The organism is Streptomyces sp. HB132 (assembly GCF_016909575.1).
Lineage (GTDB): Bacteria > Actinomycetota > Actinomycetes > Streptomycetales > Streptomycetaceae > Streptomyces.
This window is the reverse complement of sequence record NZ_JAFBGA010000008.1, coordinates 78,072-93,998: the sequence shown is the minus strand read 5'-3', so window position 1 is coordinate 93,998 and position 15,927 is coordinate 78,072. Positions and strand designations below refer to the sequence as shown.

Annotated in this window: 15 protein-coding genes and 1 pseudogene; 13 read left to right on the top strand and 3 right to left on the bottom strand. The window is 68.0% G+C overall.

The window, feature by feature from the left end; genetic code table 11:
• Positions 1-291: 291 nt before the first annotated feature.
• Positions 292-945 (bottom strand): TetR/AcrR family transcriptional regulator, encoded by a 654-nt coding sequence (locus tag JOC24_RS19350; RefSeq protein WP_205021594.1) that lies wholly within the window; start codon positions 943-945, stop codon positions 292-294.
• Positions 946-1,109: 164 nt separating this feature from the next.
• Here JOC24_RS19350 and JOC24_RS19345 point away from each other — a divergent pair, with 164 nt between their 5' ends.
• Positions 1,110-1,784: a TetR/AcrR family transcriptional regulator gene (locus JOC24_RS19345; protein WP_239580682.1), complete on the top strand. Its 675-nt coding sequence runs from the start codon at positions 1,110-1,112 to the stop codon at positions 1,782-1,784.
• 52 nt (positions 1,785-1,836) lie between these two features.
• Here JOC24_RS19345 and JOC24_RS19340 read toward each other — a convergent pair whose 3' ends face one another.
• A complete protein-coding gene (locus JOC24_RS19340; protein WP_275588577.1) occupies positions 1,837-2,439 on the bottom strand; it encodes a DUF3159 domain-containing protein in 603 nt (200 codons plus the stop codon).
• A gap of 48 nt (positions 2,440-2,487) precedes the next feature.
• On the opposite strand from JOC24_RS19340, the gene JOC24_RS19335 reads away from it, so the two are divergent.
• From JOC24_RS19335 to JOC24_RS19330, 3 genes are all read left to right on the top strand, one after another.
• The gene (locus JOC24_RS19335) at positions 2,488-3,774 is read left to right on the top strand and encodes an ISL3 family transposase (protein ID WP_239580681.1); all 1,287 of its coding nucleotides are present in this window, start codon (positions 2,488-2,490) and stop codon (positions 3,772-3,774) included.
• The gene (locus JOC24_RS33375; RefSeq protein WP_307792740.1) at positions 3,775-4,137 is read left to right on the top strand and encodes a transposase; all 363 of its coding nucleotides are present in this window, start codon (positions 3,775-3,777) and stop codon (positions 4,135-4,137) included.
• Positions 4,138-4,310: 173 nt separating this feature from the next.
• On the top strand, positions 4,311-4,709 hold the full coding sequence (locus tag JOC24_RS19330) for a squamosa promoter-binding protein 15 (protein WP_205021592.1): 399 nt from the start codon (positions 4,311-4,313) through the stop codon (positions 4,707-4,709).
• Positions 4,710-4,966: 257 nt separating this feature from the next.
• Here the strand turns inward: JOC24_RS19330 and JOC24_RS34225 are convergent.
• Positions 4,967-5,107: pseudogene (locus tag JOC24_RS34225) on the bottom strand (toxin glutamine deamidase domain-containing protein); the annotation flags it as partial.
• A 1,131-nt stretch (positions 5,108-6,238) separates the two neighbouring features.
• Here JOC24_RS34225 and JOC24_RS19320 point away from each other — a divergent pair.
• The 9 genes from JOC24_RS19320 to JOC24_RS19280 all read left to right on the top strand — a co-directional run bounded on the left by JOC24_RS19320 (position 6,239) and on the right by JOC24_RS19280 (position 15,890).
• Complete coding sequence (locus JOC24_RS19320; protein ID WP_205021590.1) at positions 6,239-6,523, top strand: hypothetical protein; 285 nt, start codon at positions 6,239-6,241, stop codon at positions 6,521-6,523.
• Positions 6,524-6,590: 67 nt separating this feature from the next.
• Positions 6,591-6,797 (top strand): hypothetical protein, encoded by a 207-nt coding sequence (locus tag JOC24_RS19315; RefSeq protein ID WP_239580680.1) that lies wholly within the window; start codon positions 6,591-6,593, stop codon positions 6,795-6,797.
• Between the two features lie 772 nt (positions 6,798-7,569).
• Complete coding sequence (locus JOC24_RS19310; protein WP_239580679.1) at positions 7,570-8,562, top strand: LacI family DNA-binding transcriptional regulator; 993 nt, start codon at positions 7,570-7,572, stop codon at positions 8,560-8,562.
• A 73-nt stretch (positions 8,563-8,635) separates the two neighbouring features.
• Positions 8,636-10,318, top strand: a complete 1,683-nt coding sequence (locus tag JOC24_RS19305) for an ABC transporter substrate-binding protein (protein ID WP_205021588.1) — start codon at positions 8,636-8,638, stop codon at positions 10,316-10,318.
• Positions 10,319-10,416: 98 nt separating this feature from the next.
• On the top strand, positions 10,417-11,394 hold the full coding sequence (locus tag JOC24_RS19300) for an ABC transporter permease (RefSeq protein WP_205021587.1): 978 nt from the start codon (positions 10,417-10,419) through the stop codon (positions 11,392-11,394).
• 16 nt (positions 11,395-11,410) lie between these two features.
• Complete coding sequence (locus tag JOC24_RS19295) at positions 11,411-12,352, top strand: ABC transporter permease (protein WP_205021586.1); 942 nt, start codon at positions 11,411-11,413, stop codon at positions 12,350-12,352.
• Positions 12,353-12,355: 3 nt separating this feature from the next.
• Positions 12,356-13,309, top strand: coding sequence for an ABC transporter ATP-binding protein (locus JOC24_RS19290; RefSeq protein ID WP_205021585.1), 954 nt, complete (start codon positions 12,356-12,358; stop codon positions 13,307-13,309).
• The gene (locus tag JOC24_RS19285) at positions 13,306-14,349 is read left to right on the top strand and encodes an ATP-binding cassette domain-containing protein (RefSeq protein ID WP_205021584.1); all 1,044 of its coding nucleotides are present in this window, start codon (positions 13,306-13,308) and stop codon (positions 14,347-14,349) included. Before JOC24_RS19290 ends, JOC24_RS19285 begins: the two co-directional genes overlap by 4 nt.
• On the top strand, positions 14,346-15,890 hold the full coding sequence (locus JOC24_RS19280) for a glycoside hydrolase family 32 protein (protein ID WP_205021583.1): 1,545 nt from the start codon (positions 14,346-14,348) through the stop codon (positions 15,888-15,890). Before JOC24_RS19285 ends, JOC24_RS19280 begins: the two co-directional genes overlap by 4 nt.
• Positions 15,891-15,927: the final 37 nt, after the last annotated feature.

The following is a 15,927-nucleotide window of genomic DNA, read 5'->3' as shown; positions in this document are numbered from 1 at the left end:
CAGCGGTGACGCACCGTGCTTTCCCCTCGCTGTCGAGATCCTGGATCCAGACGTTGAGCCGGTCACGCCACGGGGCCAGATAGGCGAACTTCGAGCCGTCGGGTGAGATGACGGCGCCGGTGCGGTCCGGGGAGTCGAGGATGTCCTCGACGGTCAGGTACGGGACGTCGGGTCGGTCGGCGGACACGGGATGAGCTCCTCCAATGATCACCGCGGCGGGGCGGCCGCGGGCGCGGCCGGCGAACTGTTCGGATCCGGTGCCCTGTTGGCCGGCTTCTCGTACCCTGCGCGTCAGGGAGGTGGCCGTGCGGTCGAGTCCGGCGGGCAGGGACAGATCACGCGAGCGAGCACGGCGGCCGTACGAGAGGCGTGTGCGGAGGGTGTGTCCCGCCCGGCGCGGAGCGCGGGGTCCGCGCTTCTGCGCTCGTGCAGGATCCGTAGCGCCGCTGCGCCCGCCGCGGCGTTCACCCGCAGGTGCGGCGTGTGGGCCGGCAGACCCGCCCGGTTGGCGAGCACTGCGGTCAGTTCCCGTTCGGCGTGGTCGCAGGCCATCAGCCAGGCGATGCGGAGCACGGGTTCGTGTCGGGTGAGGTGGACCAGCCGCGCCGAAAGGCTGAAGTCCTGGAGGAAATGGTCGTGCTGGTCGGGAGCGAAATGAGCCGCTTCGGAGATGATGTGGGTGTCCAGAGGAGTTCCGGGCGGCCAGCTGCGCAGCGTGTTCAGCTCCCAGTCGAGGCCGCGCAGTGCGATGGGTTCGGCGCAGCTCTCCTTGTTGCGGAAGTGACGCCAGATGGTCCGGGTGGACACTCCTGTCTCTTTGGCGATTCTGTCGCCGCTGGTGGCGGCGGTTCCGCCGGTCAAGAAGAGCAGGGTCGCGGCGCGGGAGATGCGCAGCCTCAGCCGTTCGCGCGGGTCCGGGAGGCGTACTGAGGCGTTGTCCGGCATAGCGCTCTCCTCTCTTTCCTGCCCCGGATGTCACTTGATAGCATTCTGTCACTTAGTGAATACTGAGGCCGCAGATGCGATGAGTCACCATTTCCCAGGACGATTCGCCCGGCCTTGAAGGGGCGGAACGGCATGGCCGCGTCCGGACCAGGAAGAGAGCGGGCATGGCGGGAGCTGAGGGAACGACCGGGCAGGGACGCGGCGGGATGAGCGCCGAGCGCCGGCGCCGGGTTCGCCTGGAGGTCTCACGGGAGGCTTCCCGCCTGTTCTGGACCCAAGGGGTGGAGGCGACGAGCGGTGACCAGATCGCTGCGGCCGTCGGCCTCTCCACCCGGACCATCTGGCGCCACTTCCGCAGCAAGGAGAGCTGCGCGGAGCCGATCGTCATGAGCAGCGTCGACTGGGAGCTCGACACCCTGCGCAACTGGCCGCTCGGGCTCTCCCTGGAGGACCACTTCCGCGCCGAGGCGCTGCGGCACGGCCGTGAGGCCACTCCGATGGAGCGGGAGGACATCGCGCTCGGCATCAAGATGATCCGCCTCGGTGACAGCGAGCCGGCCATCAGGACTGCCTGGCTGATGGCCTGTGACCAGGTGGAACGGCAGATGGCCGAGATCATCGCGAAGCGCCTCGGGGGCGAGCCGGACGATGTGGAGATCCGGTTGCACGCGGCGGCCGCGGGTGCGGCGCTGCGGGTGCTGAACGAGCACGTCGGGGCGGGCCTGCTGGACGGCGCGAGCCCGGAGGATTTCCGGGGCACTCCCGAGCGGATCGCGCACGCGGTCCGCAGGGCCACGGGTGGCGCCGTCGGGGATCCGGTCACCGGCGGCACGGGCTGAGGACGTTGCCGCCGCGGGTGAGGGCGACGGCAACGCCCGTGCCGCATGGGTCTCACCGCTTGGCCTCTATCAACCCGAGGGCGCGCAGGCGGCGGTCGGAGGCGCGGACCGCCCAGGCCGTCACGAGCAGTCCCACCGCCAGCAGCGGGTAGCCCATGACGATCTTGGCGACGCCCAGCGAGCCGACCTCGTCCTGGGTGTAAAGGTACTGCTGGACCACGAACCGGGCCGCGAAGATCAGCGCCAGGGTCACCGTAGCGATGTCGAAGTAGAACCGCGAGCGCGGCTCCCTACGCCATACCTGACCCTTGCCCGACATCGAGTTCCAGATCACCCCGGCCAGCGGCCACCGCACGGCCACCGACCCCAGGAACAGCACCGCACCGGCCAGGCTCAGCCAGATACCCAGCAGGAAGTAGTCCTTGGCCGACCCCGTCCACCAGGCGACGCCGGCCGCGATCGCCACACCGAACACCCCGCCCAGCGCCGGCGACACCGACTCCTTGCGCATGAGGCGCTCGATACCGATGATCACGGCCACCCCGAGTGCCACCATGACGCCGACCGCCAGCCCGCCCATCGCGTTCGCCACGACGAACGCCAGCGCCGGCAGAGCCGAATAGATCATTCCTCGCGTACCTCCGGCCTGCTCCAGCGCCGACGGCGCCGCCGGTTGGCGCGAGAAGCAGACCGAAAATAGATCATGATCGTGGCGGTGGGGCTGACAGTCTCGCCCGTGAGAGAAGTTGTGCTCCGGTTGCAGGAGCTGTTGTTCCCGTCGATCGCGGACGTCGCGGTGCTGTCGGTAGAAGTCGATGTCGCGATAGTCCGTGTTGACGCGCACAGTACTTCGCGGGGCGCCGCCTGCCCGCAGTGCGGCATCTGGTCGGCTCGGGTTCACAGCTCCTACCTGCGGTTCCCCGCCGATGTTCCGAGTGGTGGGCGAAGAGTCGTACTCCGCCTGCGCGTCCGGCGCTTCCGGTGTCTGGACAGGGGGTGTCCGCGCCGGGCCTTCGTCGAGCAGATACCCGGCTTGACCCGCAAGCACGGTCAACGCACCGAGCGGCTGCGCTCCACGCTCGCTTCGGTAGGTCTCGCCCTGGCCGGCCGGGCCGGTGCCCGACTGTCCGCGATTCTGGGCATGTCCGTCAGCCGGAGCACGGTCTTGCGTCTGGTAAATGCTCTGCCTGAGCCGGATATCCCGTCTCCTCGGGTGGTCGGCGTCGATGAGTACGCCACCCGCAGGGGCCATGCGTACGGCACCGTGCTGGTCGACATCGAGACCCGACGACCGGTGGACCTGCTGCCCGACCGGGAGGCGTCCAGCGTAGCCGGGTGGCTCGCCGCCCGTCCCGGGATCGAGGTCGTCTGCCGAGATCGTGCGCCGTTCTTCGCGGAAGGCGCCAGGGCCGGGGCGCCACAAGCCGTCCAGGTCGCTGACCGGTGGCATTTATGGAACAACCTCGGTGATGCTGCCGAGCGTGCTGTCGCCCGTCACCGCCAGTGTCTGCGCGTCCTACTGCCCGAATCGGTCGGGAAGGTGGAGGCTGAGGCGGAGGCGGACGAGCCTGTGATGTCTGGGGAGACCGCGGCTTCGCCGTGGAAGAGTGACCGGTTCGCCAACCGCATCAGGGCCAGACACGCCACCGTCCACGCAATGCTTGAAGCAGGCCAGAGCCGCCGTTCCATCGGTCGTCAGCTCCATATGACGCACCGAACCGTCAAGGGCCTGGCTGACGCCGCCAGACCGGAAGATCTCTTCACCGGCCAGTACCGGTTCAGCCGAGCCACGGCCGTGGACGAGTACAAGCCCTACCTCGACAAACGCTGGGATGAGGGATGCGCGAACGCCTGGAAGCTGTGGGAGGAGATCATCCTGCTCGGCTACACCGGCAGCTACGGCATCGTCAGCGCCTACATCAGGAAGAAGCGCACTTCACCCCGTCCGGTCACCGCCCAGCCGCCAACACCCCGTGCTGTCACCCGGTAGATTCTCAGCCGACCAGAGACCCTCACCGACACCGAACACATCCGGCTGAAGGAAGTCCTGGCCAACTGCCCCGAACTCGAAGCACTCACCGGCCACGTCCGGTCCTTCGCCGAGATGCTCACTGAGCGCCAAGGCCACCGTCTCCCTCAATGGCTCGATGCCGTCCGCAGCGACGACCTGCCCAGCCTTCACACCCTCGCGGCCGGCATCGACCGCGATCGCGACGCCGTCATCGCCGGACTCACCCTGTCCTGGAGCTCAGGCGCAGTCGAAGGCCACGTCAACCGGATCGAGATGCTCAAACGCCAGATGTTCGGACGGGCAGGCTTCCAACTTCTCCGGAAGCGAGTCCTATTGGCGTGACAGATGTAGCTTCCGTGTTTCGGTGTCGAACGGTGGCGCCGTGACCTGTGGCTTTGCAGAGTCCGCGTGATTTGTCGTGCGGAGCCGTCCGCGAATGCGTATCGAATCCTCCCTGTGCTTCATCGTGGGAGAACTCAGTAGCAGCGCGACGAGTGATTGTGTTGAATCCTGGTATGAGTCACGTCGCCAACGTCATGATCTCCGTCGAGCCGGATGATCGACCGGCTGCGGAAGAACTGAGCACGTGGTTGCAGACGTCTGCCCTGCGGCAAGGTTTCCGTCCCGGCGCTGTCGGATGGGTCGGCTCGCTCAACGAGACCACCGGCAGCGACACGCGTTGGGGTGGCGGCAAGTACCCGGAATGCGACGTCTATGCCGGAGCGCTCAACCACGCCGACCTGGCCGGCCTGGTGGCGCATGTCGAGCGCATCGTCTGGAATCACCCCGAGTTCGTTCAGCTGTTCGTGATGGACCAGGAGCAGGTCTACTTCCGTGTGTGGATGTTTCACGGCGAGAAGCTGCGGCAGATCGCGCCCGAAGGTCGAGAAGAAGAGGTCTGGCCGAACGGGTGACGTTCTTGACCAGCCATTCTGCCTGTCACGTCAGATCTGGCATCCCGACAACAGAGAGTGGCCACGTCACGGAAGTTGAGCCAGAGCCCGTTCTTCATGCACAAAGCCAATGCCCCCAACGAACTGGTCCTGGAGGACTAGCTCCAGGTGGGCGGAGGGGACCGCGATCCGCGGGTCACGAGACCCAGGCGGGAGACACCTGACCTGCTGGTCCAGAAAGTTCTGGGCCAGCACGGCAGCGCCTTCGATGTCCAGCATCAGTCTGTCCTCAGGAGAGAGAAGTTCCGCCATGGCGAGAGGCCGGCATGTCCCGACTGGCCGTCCAGGAACACGACCTCTCCCTTGACGTTTACCACGTTGAAGACATGGGCGAGTCTGCCTTTCTGCCCCATGACGACTCGCGGATCGCCTGCGTCGGCATCTCCTCCGGGTTGCGCGTCACCCTATCCCCGGGGCCAGGCCGGCATGTTCGAGCCGATGCTGGTCAATAACAGCAGGGGTCCCCAGTCCAAAACTACGCTCGCTTGCCTCGGCGTCTGGGGCATGGCCTTCATCTCGAGCCGTTCCTCGAGATCGCCGCAGATCCGGGAGACCTCGCTCTTCGATTGGCCGGTGTCCGAGCCGAGCGCCTTGACCAAGCCGTCGACGTCGCGGGCAGAAACCCGTTGCGGTAGTCGGTCCGAGTGGAAGCTCAATCGTTCCACGACGTAGCGATCTGCACGGTGGAGTCGGCCTCGACCACCGACTCCAACAGCCGCTCGGCGGCTCCCCTGACGAGTTCAAGACCGTGCGCCGGATGTAGTGACTCACGCAGGCGAAGCAGGCCACGCCGGGACAGAGACCTCCGTCCATCCCCTTGGGTCGACTGCCGGTTCCCCAAACAGTCGCAGCCGACCGCGTTCCCAGGAAGCACACCCAGACAGCCGATGCACACGACGACTCAGAACAGGCGGACACCTCCGCCAAGATCTGCTGCACCTCTCCACAGCACACTATCGGTGCAGCGAGACGCCCACACCGGGCGACCTTGCCCCCTGCCGATGATCCGGTCCGCAGGACCCCGGCCAGAGAAAGTTCCGGGCGCTCAAGACTTCGTATTCGAGCGTCATATGAGCGTCAAGACTCTCCGATCGAGACCCTGAAGACGTCGCCGACGCAAGCGCGTCTCTGATGAATTCGCAGGTCAGGAGGGCAAGAGAAGCAATCCGTCCCCTCGGCACGCCGCAGGGAGGGAAACAGGTCGAACAACCCACCCGGACCACAAAACCGCAGGTCAGGCACCCTTTGCAGCAGGCTCCAGAATAGCCACGCACTCCACGTGGTGCGTCATCGCAAACATGTAGAGGCAAAACAGGTTAAAGAAAATCGCAGGTCAGCGGCGCGCGAGACGCAAAACGGACTCAAGATCAATGTGCGTTACGTGCGCTATGGGCGCTACGTGCGACCTCTGACGCATGCCCGAAGGGCATCTGGGGCATCACTCCACCGAGAATCGCGCAATGCGGCATTCACAATTTCCTTCTTGCGTCATGGCTGACGACGACACCGGCTACCCGGACGGCGACGGCTCCAGTTGTGGTGTCTCGTCCGCCCTGACCGCCGGCACCCTGCGAGCGATCCGTGAGCGGGTCGACAAGCGGGGCGTTTCCGCGTCCCTGGACAAGGCCGCGCAGTGGCAAATCGAGCGCGACTACCTGGATGAGCTGGTCGCCGACTTCGACGAGCCGAACGGCCCCGCCGATCCCGAGACGGTAGCCGCCAAGCGGGCCAAGCTCACCGGCGGTCCCTCCTCCGATACCAGCACGACCGCCTGAGCGGCGCGCTCATCCTGGACAGCGAGGTCCTGGTCAAGGCCGTGCGGCGCGAGCGTGGGGTCCACGAGTGGCTCATCGCCGCCCGCGACGCCACCTTCCGGTGATCATCCCGGCCGCCGTCCTTGTCGAAGTAATCCACCGAAGGATCGACGACGCCCTCGCAGGGACGCTGGCCCGGCTGCGCGTCGAGCCGGTGGCTCAGGCCCTCGCCCAGTCCGCCAGGACTTCACCGCGCCGGTGGCGAGGCAGCATCATCGCCACCCGTCAGACCTGAGCCCGCCGCCCCGCCACCGACGAGGACGACGCCCCGATCCGGCGCCTGTACGTCGTCGAACGCGTCGGCGACACCGTCCTGGTGGCCGACCTCGACCAGGCCCCCGACACAGACCAACGACGGACTGCGGCCCCAGCACCTGAACCTCGGAATCGAGGAGGGAGGCGCCGTGGTCGACATCGAACTGCTTAACCTCTACAACCTCACGGCCTGGAACCCCTTCGAACACCTCCTGCCCACCGGCCGCCGGCACCACGGGGGTGGGGAGTGACCACCACCATCCTCGTTCCCTGGCCGCAAGCGACCGGCGGCGAACCGTGCCAAACGCCCGACGCCGCCCCCGAGGGCTGGAGGGGGATGCCCCGAAGCCACCCGGATGCAGTGCCTGGCCTGGGCGCTCGACCACCCGAGCCGCACCGGATCCGGCGGGGTCGGTGAAGGCGTAGGCGACGCACTCCCTGCGGAGCATGATCTTGCCGGACCGGGATCGGGACGTGACGAAGGCCGCTTCTCTTGTCAATTGCGGGTGCCGCACCCGGAGCGGGGGCGGCCAACGTGAGGCGTCCCGCGTCGGTACTGGCGAAGGCCGCAGGTCCCGGTGGCCTGATATGGCCCGTGTACAGGTATTGACATGCCGCTCAAGGCAGACGTAACTTCCGTGCAACACGGAACTAACGCGCGTTATTAAAGCGCGAAACCGGAGGCGAGGTCTCGCCATTTGTTCGGCCGAAGGGAACTGGAAGTGGCCACGAACCACGCGCGTCGCGTAACCATGAGCGACGTGGCTCGACACGCGGGCGTCTCGCGGACCACGGTCTCCTTCGTCCTCAACGACAAGCCCGGTGCCGCCATCCCCGACGAGACCCGTGGGCGGATCCTGGAGGCGATCCAGGAGCTCGGCTACCGACCCAACGCCGGGGCGCGGGCGCTGGCCGCGAACCGCAGCGGATGGTTCGGTCTGATCACCGAGATCGTGACCGGGCCTTTCGCCGGCGAGGTGATCAGGGGCGCCCAGAGCCGCGCCTGGGGTGACCGGAGGTTCCTGCTGATCGCCGCGAGCGAGGGCGACCCCGCCCAGGAGGCGGCCGCACTCGACCAGATGCTGGAACACCGGGTGGAAGGGCTCTTGTACGCCACGACCTGGCACCGGGCCGTCAGCCTCCCCGAGGCCGCTCGCGAGGTACCGACCGTACTCGTCAACTGCTACGACGAGGAGGGACAGCTGCCGTGCATCCTGCCCGACGAGGAGTCGGGCGGACACCGAGCCACCCGCCGGCTCCTTGCTGCCGGTCACACCCGCATCGGGTTCATCAATCTCGACCCGGCGATCCCGGCCGCCATCGGCCGGCGTGAGGGGTACGAACGTGCTCTGCGTGAGGCCGGGATCACCCCCGATCCCTCCCTCGTCATCTCCGGCTGGGCCACCGCAGACGGCGCCTACGCCGCCGCCTGCGAACTGCTGGACCGTCCGGCCGGCGACCGGCCGACCGCACTGTTCTGCGGAAACGACCGGATGGCGATGGGCGCCTACGACGCGATCAAGGAACGTGGGCTGCGCATCCCGCACGACGTGGCCGTGGTGGGGTTCGACAACCAGGAACTCATCGCCGCCTATCTGCGGCCGAAGCTGACGACGCTCGCACTGCCCTTCGAGGCCATGGGCACCAAAGGCATCGACATGCTCGCCGCCCTCGCAGCAGGGCAGCCGCTCGACGCCCATCGGGTGACGATCGACTGCCCGCTGCTCGAACGCTCGTCGGTCTGACCGCTAATCAGCCCGCCGAGGAATCCCATCCCGTCTTCGCCCTGTGTGTTGAAGAGAGGAAAGAGTCTCCATTATGGCATCTTCCCGCATGCCTTCACGGCGGCCACAAGCCGTCCTCAGAGCGGTCACCGCGACCGCTGCCGCAGCCCTGGTTCTGTCCGCCTGTACGGGTGGCTCGGGCGCCGCCGGCGCGGGTGACACCTCCGGCAACCAGCTGCTGACCATCCCGCGCGAGGACCTGGCGACCTTCACGCGCAACTTCAACCCGCTCTCCCCACAGGCCGCCCCCATGACCAAGGAGGCCGTCTACGAGCCGCTGGTCGTGCACAGCATGGCGGACGCCAAGGACACGCCGTGGCTCGCGACCAAGTGGGAGCAGGCCGGAGACGGCAAGTCCCTCACCTTCACGCTGCGCGAGGGCGTCAAGTGGTCGGACGGCAAGCCGCTCGTCGCCGGCGACGTCGTCTACACCTTCGAGCTGCGCAAGAAGGTGCTCGGCGGCCTGGAGTACCTCGACAAGGTCAGCGCGGTCGACGATCACACCGTGGAGTTCTCCTTCAACAAGCCCTTCTCGCCCGGTTTCTTCGAGATCGCCGGCCAGCAGGTCATGCCGAAGCACATCTGGTCGAAGGTCAAGGACCCGGCGAAGTTCACCAACCCGAACCCGGTCGGCACCGGCCCGTACACGAAGCTGGAGAAGTTCCAGACCCAGTCGTACGAGCTGCTCAAGAACCCCGACTACTGGCAGCCGGACAAGCAGCGGATCGCCGGTATCCGGATGCTCGCCTTCTCCGGCAACGACAGCGCCAACCTCGCCTTCACCAACGGTGAGGCGGACTGGTCGCAGTCGTTCATCCCGGACATCGAGAAGTCCTTCGTGGCCAAGGACAAGAAGCACAACCACTACTGGAACCCACCCGCGGGCGCCATGATCAACTGGCAGTTCAACACCACGAAGGCCCCCTTCGACGACCCGGCCCTGCGCAAGGCCCTCAGCATGGCCGTCGACCGCGACCAGATCACCAAGGTCGCGATGAGCGGCTACGCCGAGCCCGCCGACTGCACGGGCCTGGCCCGCACATACGACAAGTGGCGCGACAAGGACCTCGCCGCCTCCTGTACCTGGACCAAGTACGACACCGACGCGTCCGCCAAGGCCCTCGACGAGGCCGGCTACAAGGAGAGCAGCGGCAAGCGGAAGCTGAAGAACGGCAAGGACTTCACGCTCGACATCTCCGTCGGCTCCGCCTCCTCCGACTGGATCTCGGCCGCCAACATCATCAAGCAGAACCTCGCGAAGGTCGGCATCACCGCCACAGTGAAGACGCCCGACTGGGGGGCGGTGGTCAGCTCGTACGAGCAGGGAACCTTCGAGACCGGCATCGTGTGGAGCAACAACGGAGCCACCCCGTACGAGTACTTCCGCGACGTGATGTCGAGCGCCATGCTCAAGCCCGTCGGCGAGAAGGCCACCCAGAACTACCACCGCTACGCCGACCCGAAGGCCGACAAGCTCATCGACGCCCTCGCCGGCGCCACCGACGAGAGCGAGCAGCGCGAACAGGTCGACGCCCTGCAGAAGCTGTACGACAACGACGCCCCCGCGGTGCCCCTGTTCACCGGACCCGAGTTCGGCGCGTACACCGAGAAGCGCTTCACCGGCTGGCCGTCGGCGGACAGCCCGTACGCCACCCTCGGCAACCGCAACACCAGCACGATTCTCGTGCTCACGTCGCTGAAGCCCGTCAAGAGCTGACGCGAGTCCGCGCGGACCGGCGGCCGTCCTCCCCGATCTGGACGGCCGCCCCCGCGCACCGTATCCCCGTTCACCCCCACCGACAGGGAGCACGAGCAGTGCGTCTCATCCTGCGCAACCTGGGGTTCTATCTGCTTGCCTTCTGGGCCTCCATCACCCTCAACTTCCTGCTTCCGCGCTTCATGCCGGGCGACCCGGTCTCCCGGATGTTCGCGCAGCAGGCGGGCGGGATGCAGCCCGAGCAGATAACCCAGTTGCGGAAACTCTTCGGTCTCGACAACCGTCCCTTGTGGGAGCAGTACGTCTCCTACGTCAAGAGCGTCTTCACCGGCGACCTCGGCATCTCCATCTCCCGCTTCCCGACCCCGGTCACCGAAGTGATCGGCTCGCAGATCGGTTGGACGCTGCTGCTCGGCGGTACCGCCCTCGTCATCGCGGCCGTCGTCGGCAACCTGCTCGGCATCGTCGCCGCCTGGCGGCGCGGCGGCGTCCTCGACTCCGCCTTCCCACCCCTGCTGATCTTCGTCGGCTCGTTCCCGTACTTCTGGCTGGCGATGGGCGCGCTGTACCTGTTCGGGGTGACGCTGGGCTGGTTCCCGCTGCGGCACGCGTACGACGCGGGTCTGACCCCCGGCCTCAACGCCGAGTTCATGTCCAACGCCGGCACCCACCTCGTGCTCCCGGCGCTCACCGTCGTGGCCGTCACCGTGGGCAGCTGGATGCTGGGCATGCGCAACACCATGATCGCCACGACGGCCGAGGACTACATCACCATGGCGGAGGCGAAGGGCCTGAGCCCTTCGCGGATCATGTTCCGCTACGCCGCACGCAACGCGCTGCTCCCCTCCGTCACCAACTTCGGCATGGGCCTTGGCTTCGTCGTCGGCGGCGCCCTGCTCACCGAGGTCGTGTTCGCTTACCCCGGCATCGGCTTCCAGCTACTGGCAGCCGTGCAGGGCCTCGACTACCCCCTGATGCAAGGAATCTTCCTCACCATCACGGCAGCCGTGCTCCTGGCGAACTTCCTGGTCGACATCATCTACGTCCGCCTCGACCCGCGCGTGCGCGTCCGCTGAAGGGAGCCGACGAGACATGACCGCCGTAGACATCGCGGGCAAGGCCCCGGCCGCAGCCCCGCCGGCCCCTCCCACCGCGCAGGGGCCGGCCCGACGACGCGGACTGGCACGCCAGCTCCTCGGCAGCAGGAAGGCGCTGTCGGGCCTGTGCCTGCTCGTCGTCTTCGCGCTGCTGGCGCTGCTCGCGCCCGTCCTCGCCCCCGGCGACCCGTCCCTGATCAACTCCACCGGCAGTCAGGCTCCTTCGGGGGCGAACTGGCTCGGTACGACCACGAAGGGGCAGGACGTCCTCGCGCTCACCCTGTGGGGCGCGCGCTCCTCGATGTTCGTCGGGTTCACCGTCGGACTCGCGGCGACCGGTATCGCCATCCTGGTGGGCCTCGCAGCCGCGTACTTCGGACGGCTGGTGGACGACGCGCTGACCCTGATCACCAACGTCTTCCTGCTGCTGCCCGGCCTGCCGCTGCTGGTCATCCTGGCGGCATTCCTGCCCCCGGGAACATCCACCGTCGTCCTGGTACTGGTGATCACCGGCTGGGCGGGCTCGGCCCGGGTGCTGCGCGCGCAGGCCGGGTCGATCCGCGGCAAGGACTTCGTGGCCGCCGCCGTCGTCACCGGTGAGCGCCCGCTGCGGATCATGTTCCGGGAGATCCTCCCCAACATGGCGTCCGTGGTGATGACCACCCTGCTGGGCTGTGTCGTCTTCGGCATCACGTCCCAGGCGGCGCTGGAGTTCCTCGGTCTCGGCGACAGCAGCGTCGTCAGCTGGGGCACCAACCTCTACTGGGCCAGCAACGACGGCGCGCTGATGACTGGCACGTGGTGGGTCTTCGTCCCCTCCGGGCTGTGCATAGCCCTCGTCGCCTTCGCGCTCGCTCTGGTCAACTACGCGGTCGACGAGATCACCAACCCGAGGCTGCGCTCCGTGAGGCGTCGGCCCGTGAAGAGGAGGGGCTGAGCCATGGACCCCGTACTTGAGGTGCGTGACCTACGGGTCGAGTACCGCGGTGACGGCCGTACGGTCGTCGGGGCGGACAATGTGTCGTTCGAGATTGGCGCGGGTGAGATCTTCGGCCTGGCCGGAGAATCCGGCTGCGGCAAGTCGACCATCGCCAACGCGGTGATGCGGCTGCTGAAGCCCCCGGCGGAGATCACAGCGGGCAGCATCCGCTTCCAGGGCCGCAACGTCCTCGCCTTGGACGCACGCGAGCTGCGCGCCTTCCGGTGGCGGGAGATCGCCATGGTCTTCCAGTCGGCGATGAACTCGCTCAACCCCGTCCTGACCATCGGCGAGCAGATCGTCGACATCTTCACCACCCACGAGCGGATGAAGAAGCGGGCCGCGCGGGAGCGGGCCGGCGAGCTGCTGGAGCTGGTCGGCATCGCCCCGGGAAGGCTGAAGGCGTACCCGCACCAGCTCTCCGGCGGCATGCGTCAGCGCGTGGTCATCGCCATGGCCGTCGCACTGCGCCCCCGGTTGCTGATCATGGACGAACCGACCACCGCGCTCGACGTGGTCGTGCAGCAGGAGATCATGGCGCAGATCCGCGACCTCCAGCGGGAGCTGGGCTTCTCCATCCTCTTCATCACCCACGACATGTCCCTGATGGTCGAGCTGTCGGACCGCATGGGCGTGATGTACGGCGGACGGATCGTCGAACTCGCGGACGCCAGGGATCTGTTCGCCCGTCCGCTCCACCCCTACACCGGGGCGCTGATGAACGCCTTCCCGCCGCTGACCGGCCCACGCCAAGAACTCACCGGCCTCTTCGACGCCCCGCGCACCGCCGACAGCTGCGGCTTCCATGTCTGCTGTCCCGAGGACCGCTCGGACTGCTCCACCAACATCCCCGACCTGCGCGAGATCGCGCCCGGCCGCTGGGTGGCCCGCAGCCTTGAAGGAGCCCCCCGATGACCGAACCCCAGCTGTCCGTACGCGGTCTGACCAAGGACTTCCAGGTCGGCACGGTTTTCTCCCGGCGCCGCGTCCGTGCCGTCAACGACGTCTCCTTCGACCTGCCGGCCGGCCGGATCACCGCCCTGGTCGGTGAGTCCGGCAGCGGCAAGTCCACCATCGCCCGCTGCCTCGCCCGCCTCGAACAGCCCTCCGCCGGACAGGTACTGCTCGACGGCGAGGACGTCCTGCGCACCGAGCGGCGCCGGGCGTCACGGGCGTACCGCCGCAAGGTCCAGATGGTGTTCCAGGACCCCTTCGGCTCACTCAACCCCGTCCACCGCATCGAGCACTTCCTCAGTCGGGCCCTCGTCCTGCACGGCCGCTCCGCCACACCAGCGGCGCTGTGCGAGCTGATGACGACGGTCGGCCTGACCGAGGACATGCTCCAGTCCTACCCGCACGAACTCTCCGGCGGCCAGCGCCAGCGCGTCTCCATCGCTCGCGCGCTGGCGGTGGAACCGCGCCTCATCCTGGCCGACGAACCGACCTCGATGCTGGACGTCTCCGTACGCGTCGGCGTGCTCAACCTGATGCGGCGCCTACGGGACGAGCGGAACATCGCCATGCTCTACATCACCCACGACCTGGGCTCCGCCCGCTATCTCGCCGACACCACGATGGTCATGTTCGCCGGCGAACTCGTCGAGGGCGGCGACGCACTGGCCGTCATGGACGCCCCCGCCCACCCCTACACCCGCATGCTGCTGTCCGCCGTACCCGACCCCGAACGGGCCGGCAGCTACGACCCCGTCGAGCGCGCCAGGCTCCGTGAGGCGATCCTCAGCCCCACGTCCTGCCCCTATGACGACGACGGCACATGCAGCCGCACCGAGCCCGTCCGCCACATCGTCGGCGAAGACGACGGCCAGCCCCACTGGGTGCGCTGCCACCTGCGCGCACCCGCCTCCGACATCGCCCGCCGCGTCCTCAAGGCCACCGACCGGCCGGACGGCGAGGCCACCGACGACACCGAGAGAGCGGAGACCACCGCCGCATGACCCACGACCTCACCTTCCCCTCCGGCAGCCACACCGCCGAGGGGCTGGCCGAACGCGCCCTGCGCGATCCCCACCGCCCCCGCTTCCACTTCACCTCGCCCGGCGGCTGGCTCAACGACCCCAACGGGCTGACCCACTGGAACGGCGTCTACCACCTCTTCTACCAGTACAACCCGCTCGCCGCCGCCCACCACCGCATCCACTGGGGCCACGCCACCAGTACCGACCTCGTGCACTGGGCCGACGAGCCGGTCGCCCTGATGCCGGGCTCGGACGGCCCGGACCGCGACGGCTGTTGGTCCGGTGTCCTGGTGGACGACAGGGGAGTGCCCACGCTCGTCTACTCGGGCAGGCACGGCGAGCACGAACTCCCCTGCGTGGCCAGAGGGTCGGCGGATCTGAGGTACTGGACCAAGGACCCGGCCAACCCGGTCATCGCCGCCCCGCCGGAGGGCGTCGACATCACGGCCTTCCGCGACCACTGCGTCTGGCGGGAGGGCTCCGGCGAGAACACGGTGTGGCGTCAGCTGGTGGGCTCGGGAATCCGGGGCGTCGGCGGAACGGCCTTCCTGTACGAATCCGACGACCTGCGCGGCTGGCGCTACGTCGGCCCCCTGCTGACCGGCGACGCCTCGCAGAACCAGGGCGAGCTCGACTGGACCGGCACGATGTGGGAGTGCGTCGACCTCTTCCGGCTCGGCGAGGACGAGGAGGCCGGCAGGACCGACGTGCTGGTCTTCTCCGCCTGGGACGAGGGCACCACCCATCACCCCCTGTACTGGACCGGCCGCTACCAGGGCGACACCTTCACCCCGGCCGACCTCCACCGGCTCGACTACGGCGGCCGCTACTTCTATGCCCCCCAGTCCACCCGTGACGAGCACGGCCGCCGCATCATGTTCGGCTGGCTCCAGGAGGGCCGGACGGACGAGGCGAACGCGCAGGCCGGCTGGTGCGGTGTGATGTCCCTGCCGAGGGTTGTCACGCTCGCCACGGACGGCGGCCTGCGTCAGGCCCCGGTGCCGGAGCTGATCGAGCTGCGGCGGGACCGCGTGGAGGTGGCTCCGGGTCGGCTGGCCGACTCGTACACCCGGCTGCCCGCCGTGCGCGGGGACCAGCTGGACATCGCGACGACCCTGTGTCTCGCTCCCGGAGCGACCGCCCGGCTCGTGTTCCGCGAGACACCGGACGGCGCGGAACGCACGGTCGTGGAGGTGAGCCGATCGCACGACGAAGCGAACGGCACCCTCCGACTGCACCGCGAGGCCAGCAGCCTCGACCCGACGGTCGACGCCGAACCCCGTTACGGCGAAATGCCGTTGGGCTCCGACGGCCGGGTGGACCTGCGCGTCCTCGTCGACCACTCCGCGCTGGAGATCTTCGCCAACGGGCGTGCCCTGACCGCCCGCATCTACCCCACCCGCCCGGACGAGGCCGTCGGCGTCGGTATCGGTGCCGACGGTGACGTGACCCTGGAGCGGTTCGACGCCTGGCAGATGGTGCCGGCCTTCGACGACGGACCCCGGCCGCTGTGGCCGTGACGGTCTTACACACGACCACGGCCCGCGGGGTAGACGT

Bases quoted from the DNA above. Each gene is read 5' to 3' on its own strand.
- JOC24_RS19285 (WP_205021584.1), top strand. From the start codon at position 13,306: ATGACCGAACCCCAGCTGTCCGTACGCGGTCTGACCAAGGACTTCCAG.
- JOC24_RS19350 (WP_205021594.1), bottom strand. From the start codon at position 945: ATGCCGGACAACGCCTCAGTACGCCTCCCGGACCCGCGCGAACGGCTG.
- JOC24_RS19320 (WP_205021590.1), top strand. From the start codon at position 6,239: ATGGCTGACGACGACACCGGCTACCCGGACGGCGACGGCTCCAGTTGT.
- JOC24_RS19290 (WP_205021585.1), top strand. From the start codon at position 12,356: ATGGACCCCGTACTTGAGGTGCGTGACCTACGGGTCGAGTACCGCGGT.
- JOC24_RS19330 (WP_205021592.1), top strand. From the start codon at position 4,311: ATGAGTCACGTCGCCAACGTCATGATCTCCGTCGAGCCGGATGATCGA.
- JOC24_RS19295 (WP_205021586.1), top strand. From the start codon at position 11,411: ATGACCGCCGTAGACATCGCGGGCAAGGCCCCGGCCGCAGCCCCGCCG.
- JOC24_RS19335 (WP_239580681.1), top strand. From the start codon at position 2,488: ATGATCGTGGCGGTGGGGCTGACAGTCTCGCCCGTGAGAGAAGTTGTG.
- JOC24_RS19310 (WP_239580679.1), top strand. From the start codon at position 7,570: ATGAGCGACGTGGCTCGACACGCGGGCGTCTCGCGGACCACGGTCTCC.
- JOC24_RS19305 (WP_205021588.1), top strand. From the start codon at position 8,636: ATGGCATCTTCCCGCATGCCTTCACGGCGGCCACAAGCCGTCCTCAGA.
- JOC24_RS19345 (WP_239580682.1), top strand. From the start codon at position 1,110: ATGGCGGGAGCTGAGGGAACGACCGGGCAGGGACGCGGCGGGATGAGC.
- JOC24_RS19280 (WP_205021583.1), top strand. From the start codon at position 14,346: ATGACCCACGACCTCACCTTCCCCTCCGGCAGCCACACCGCCGAGGGG.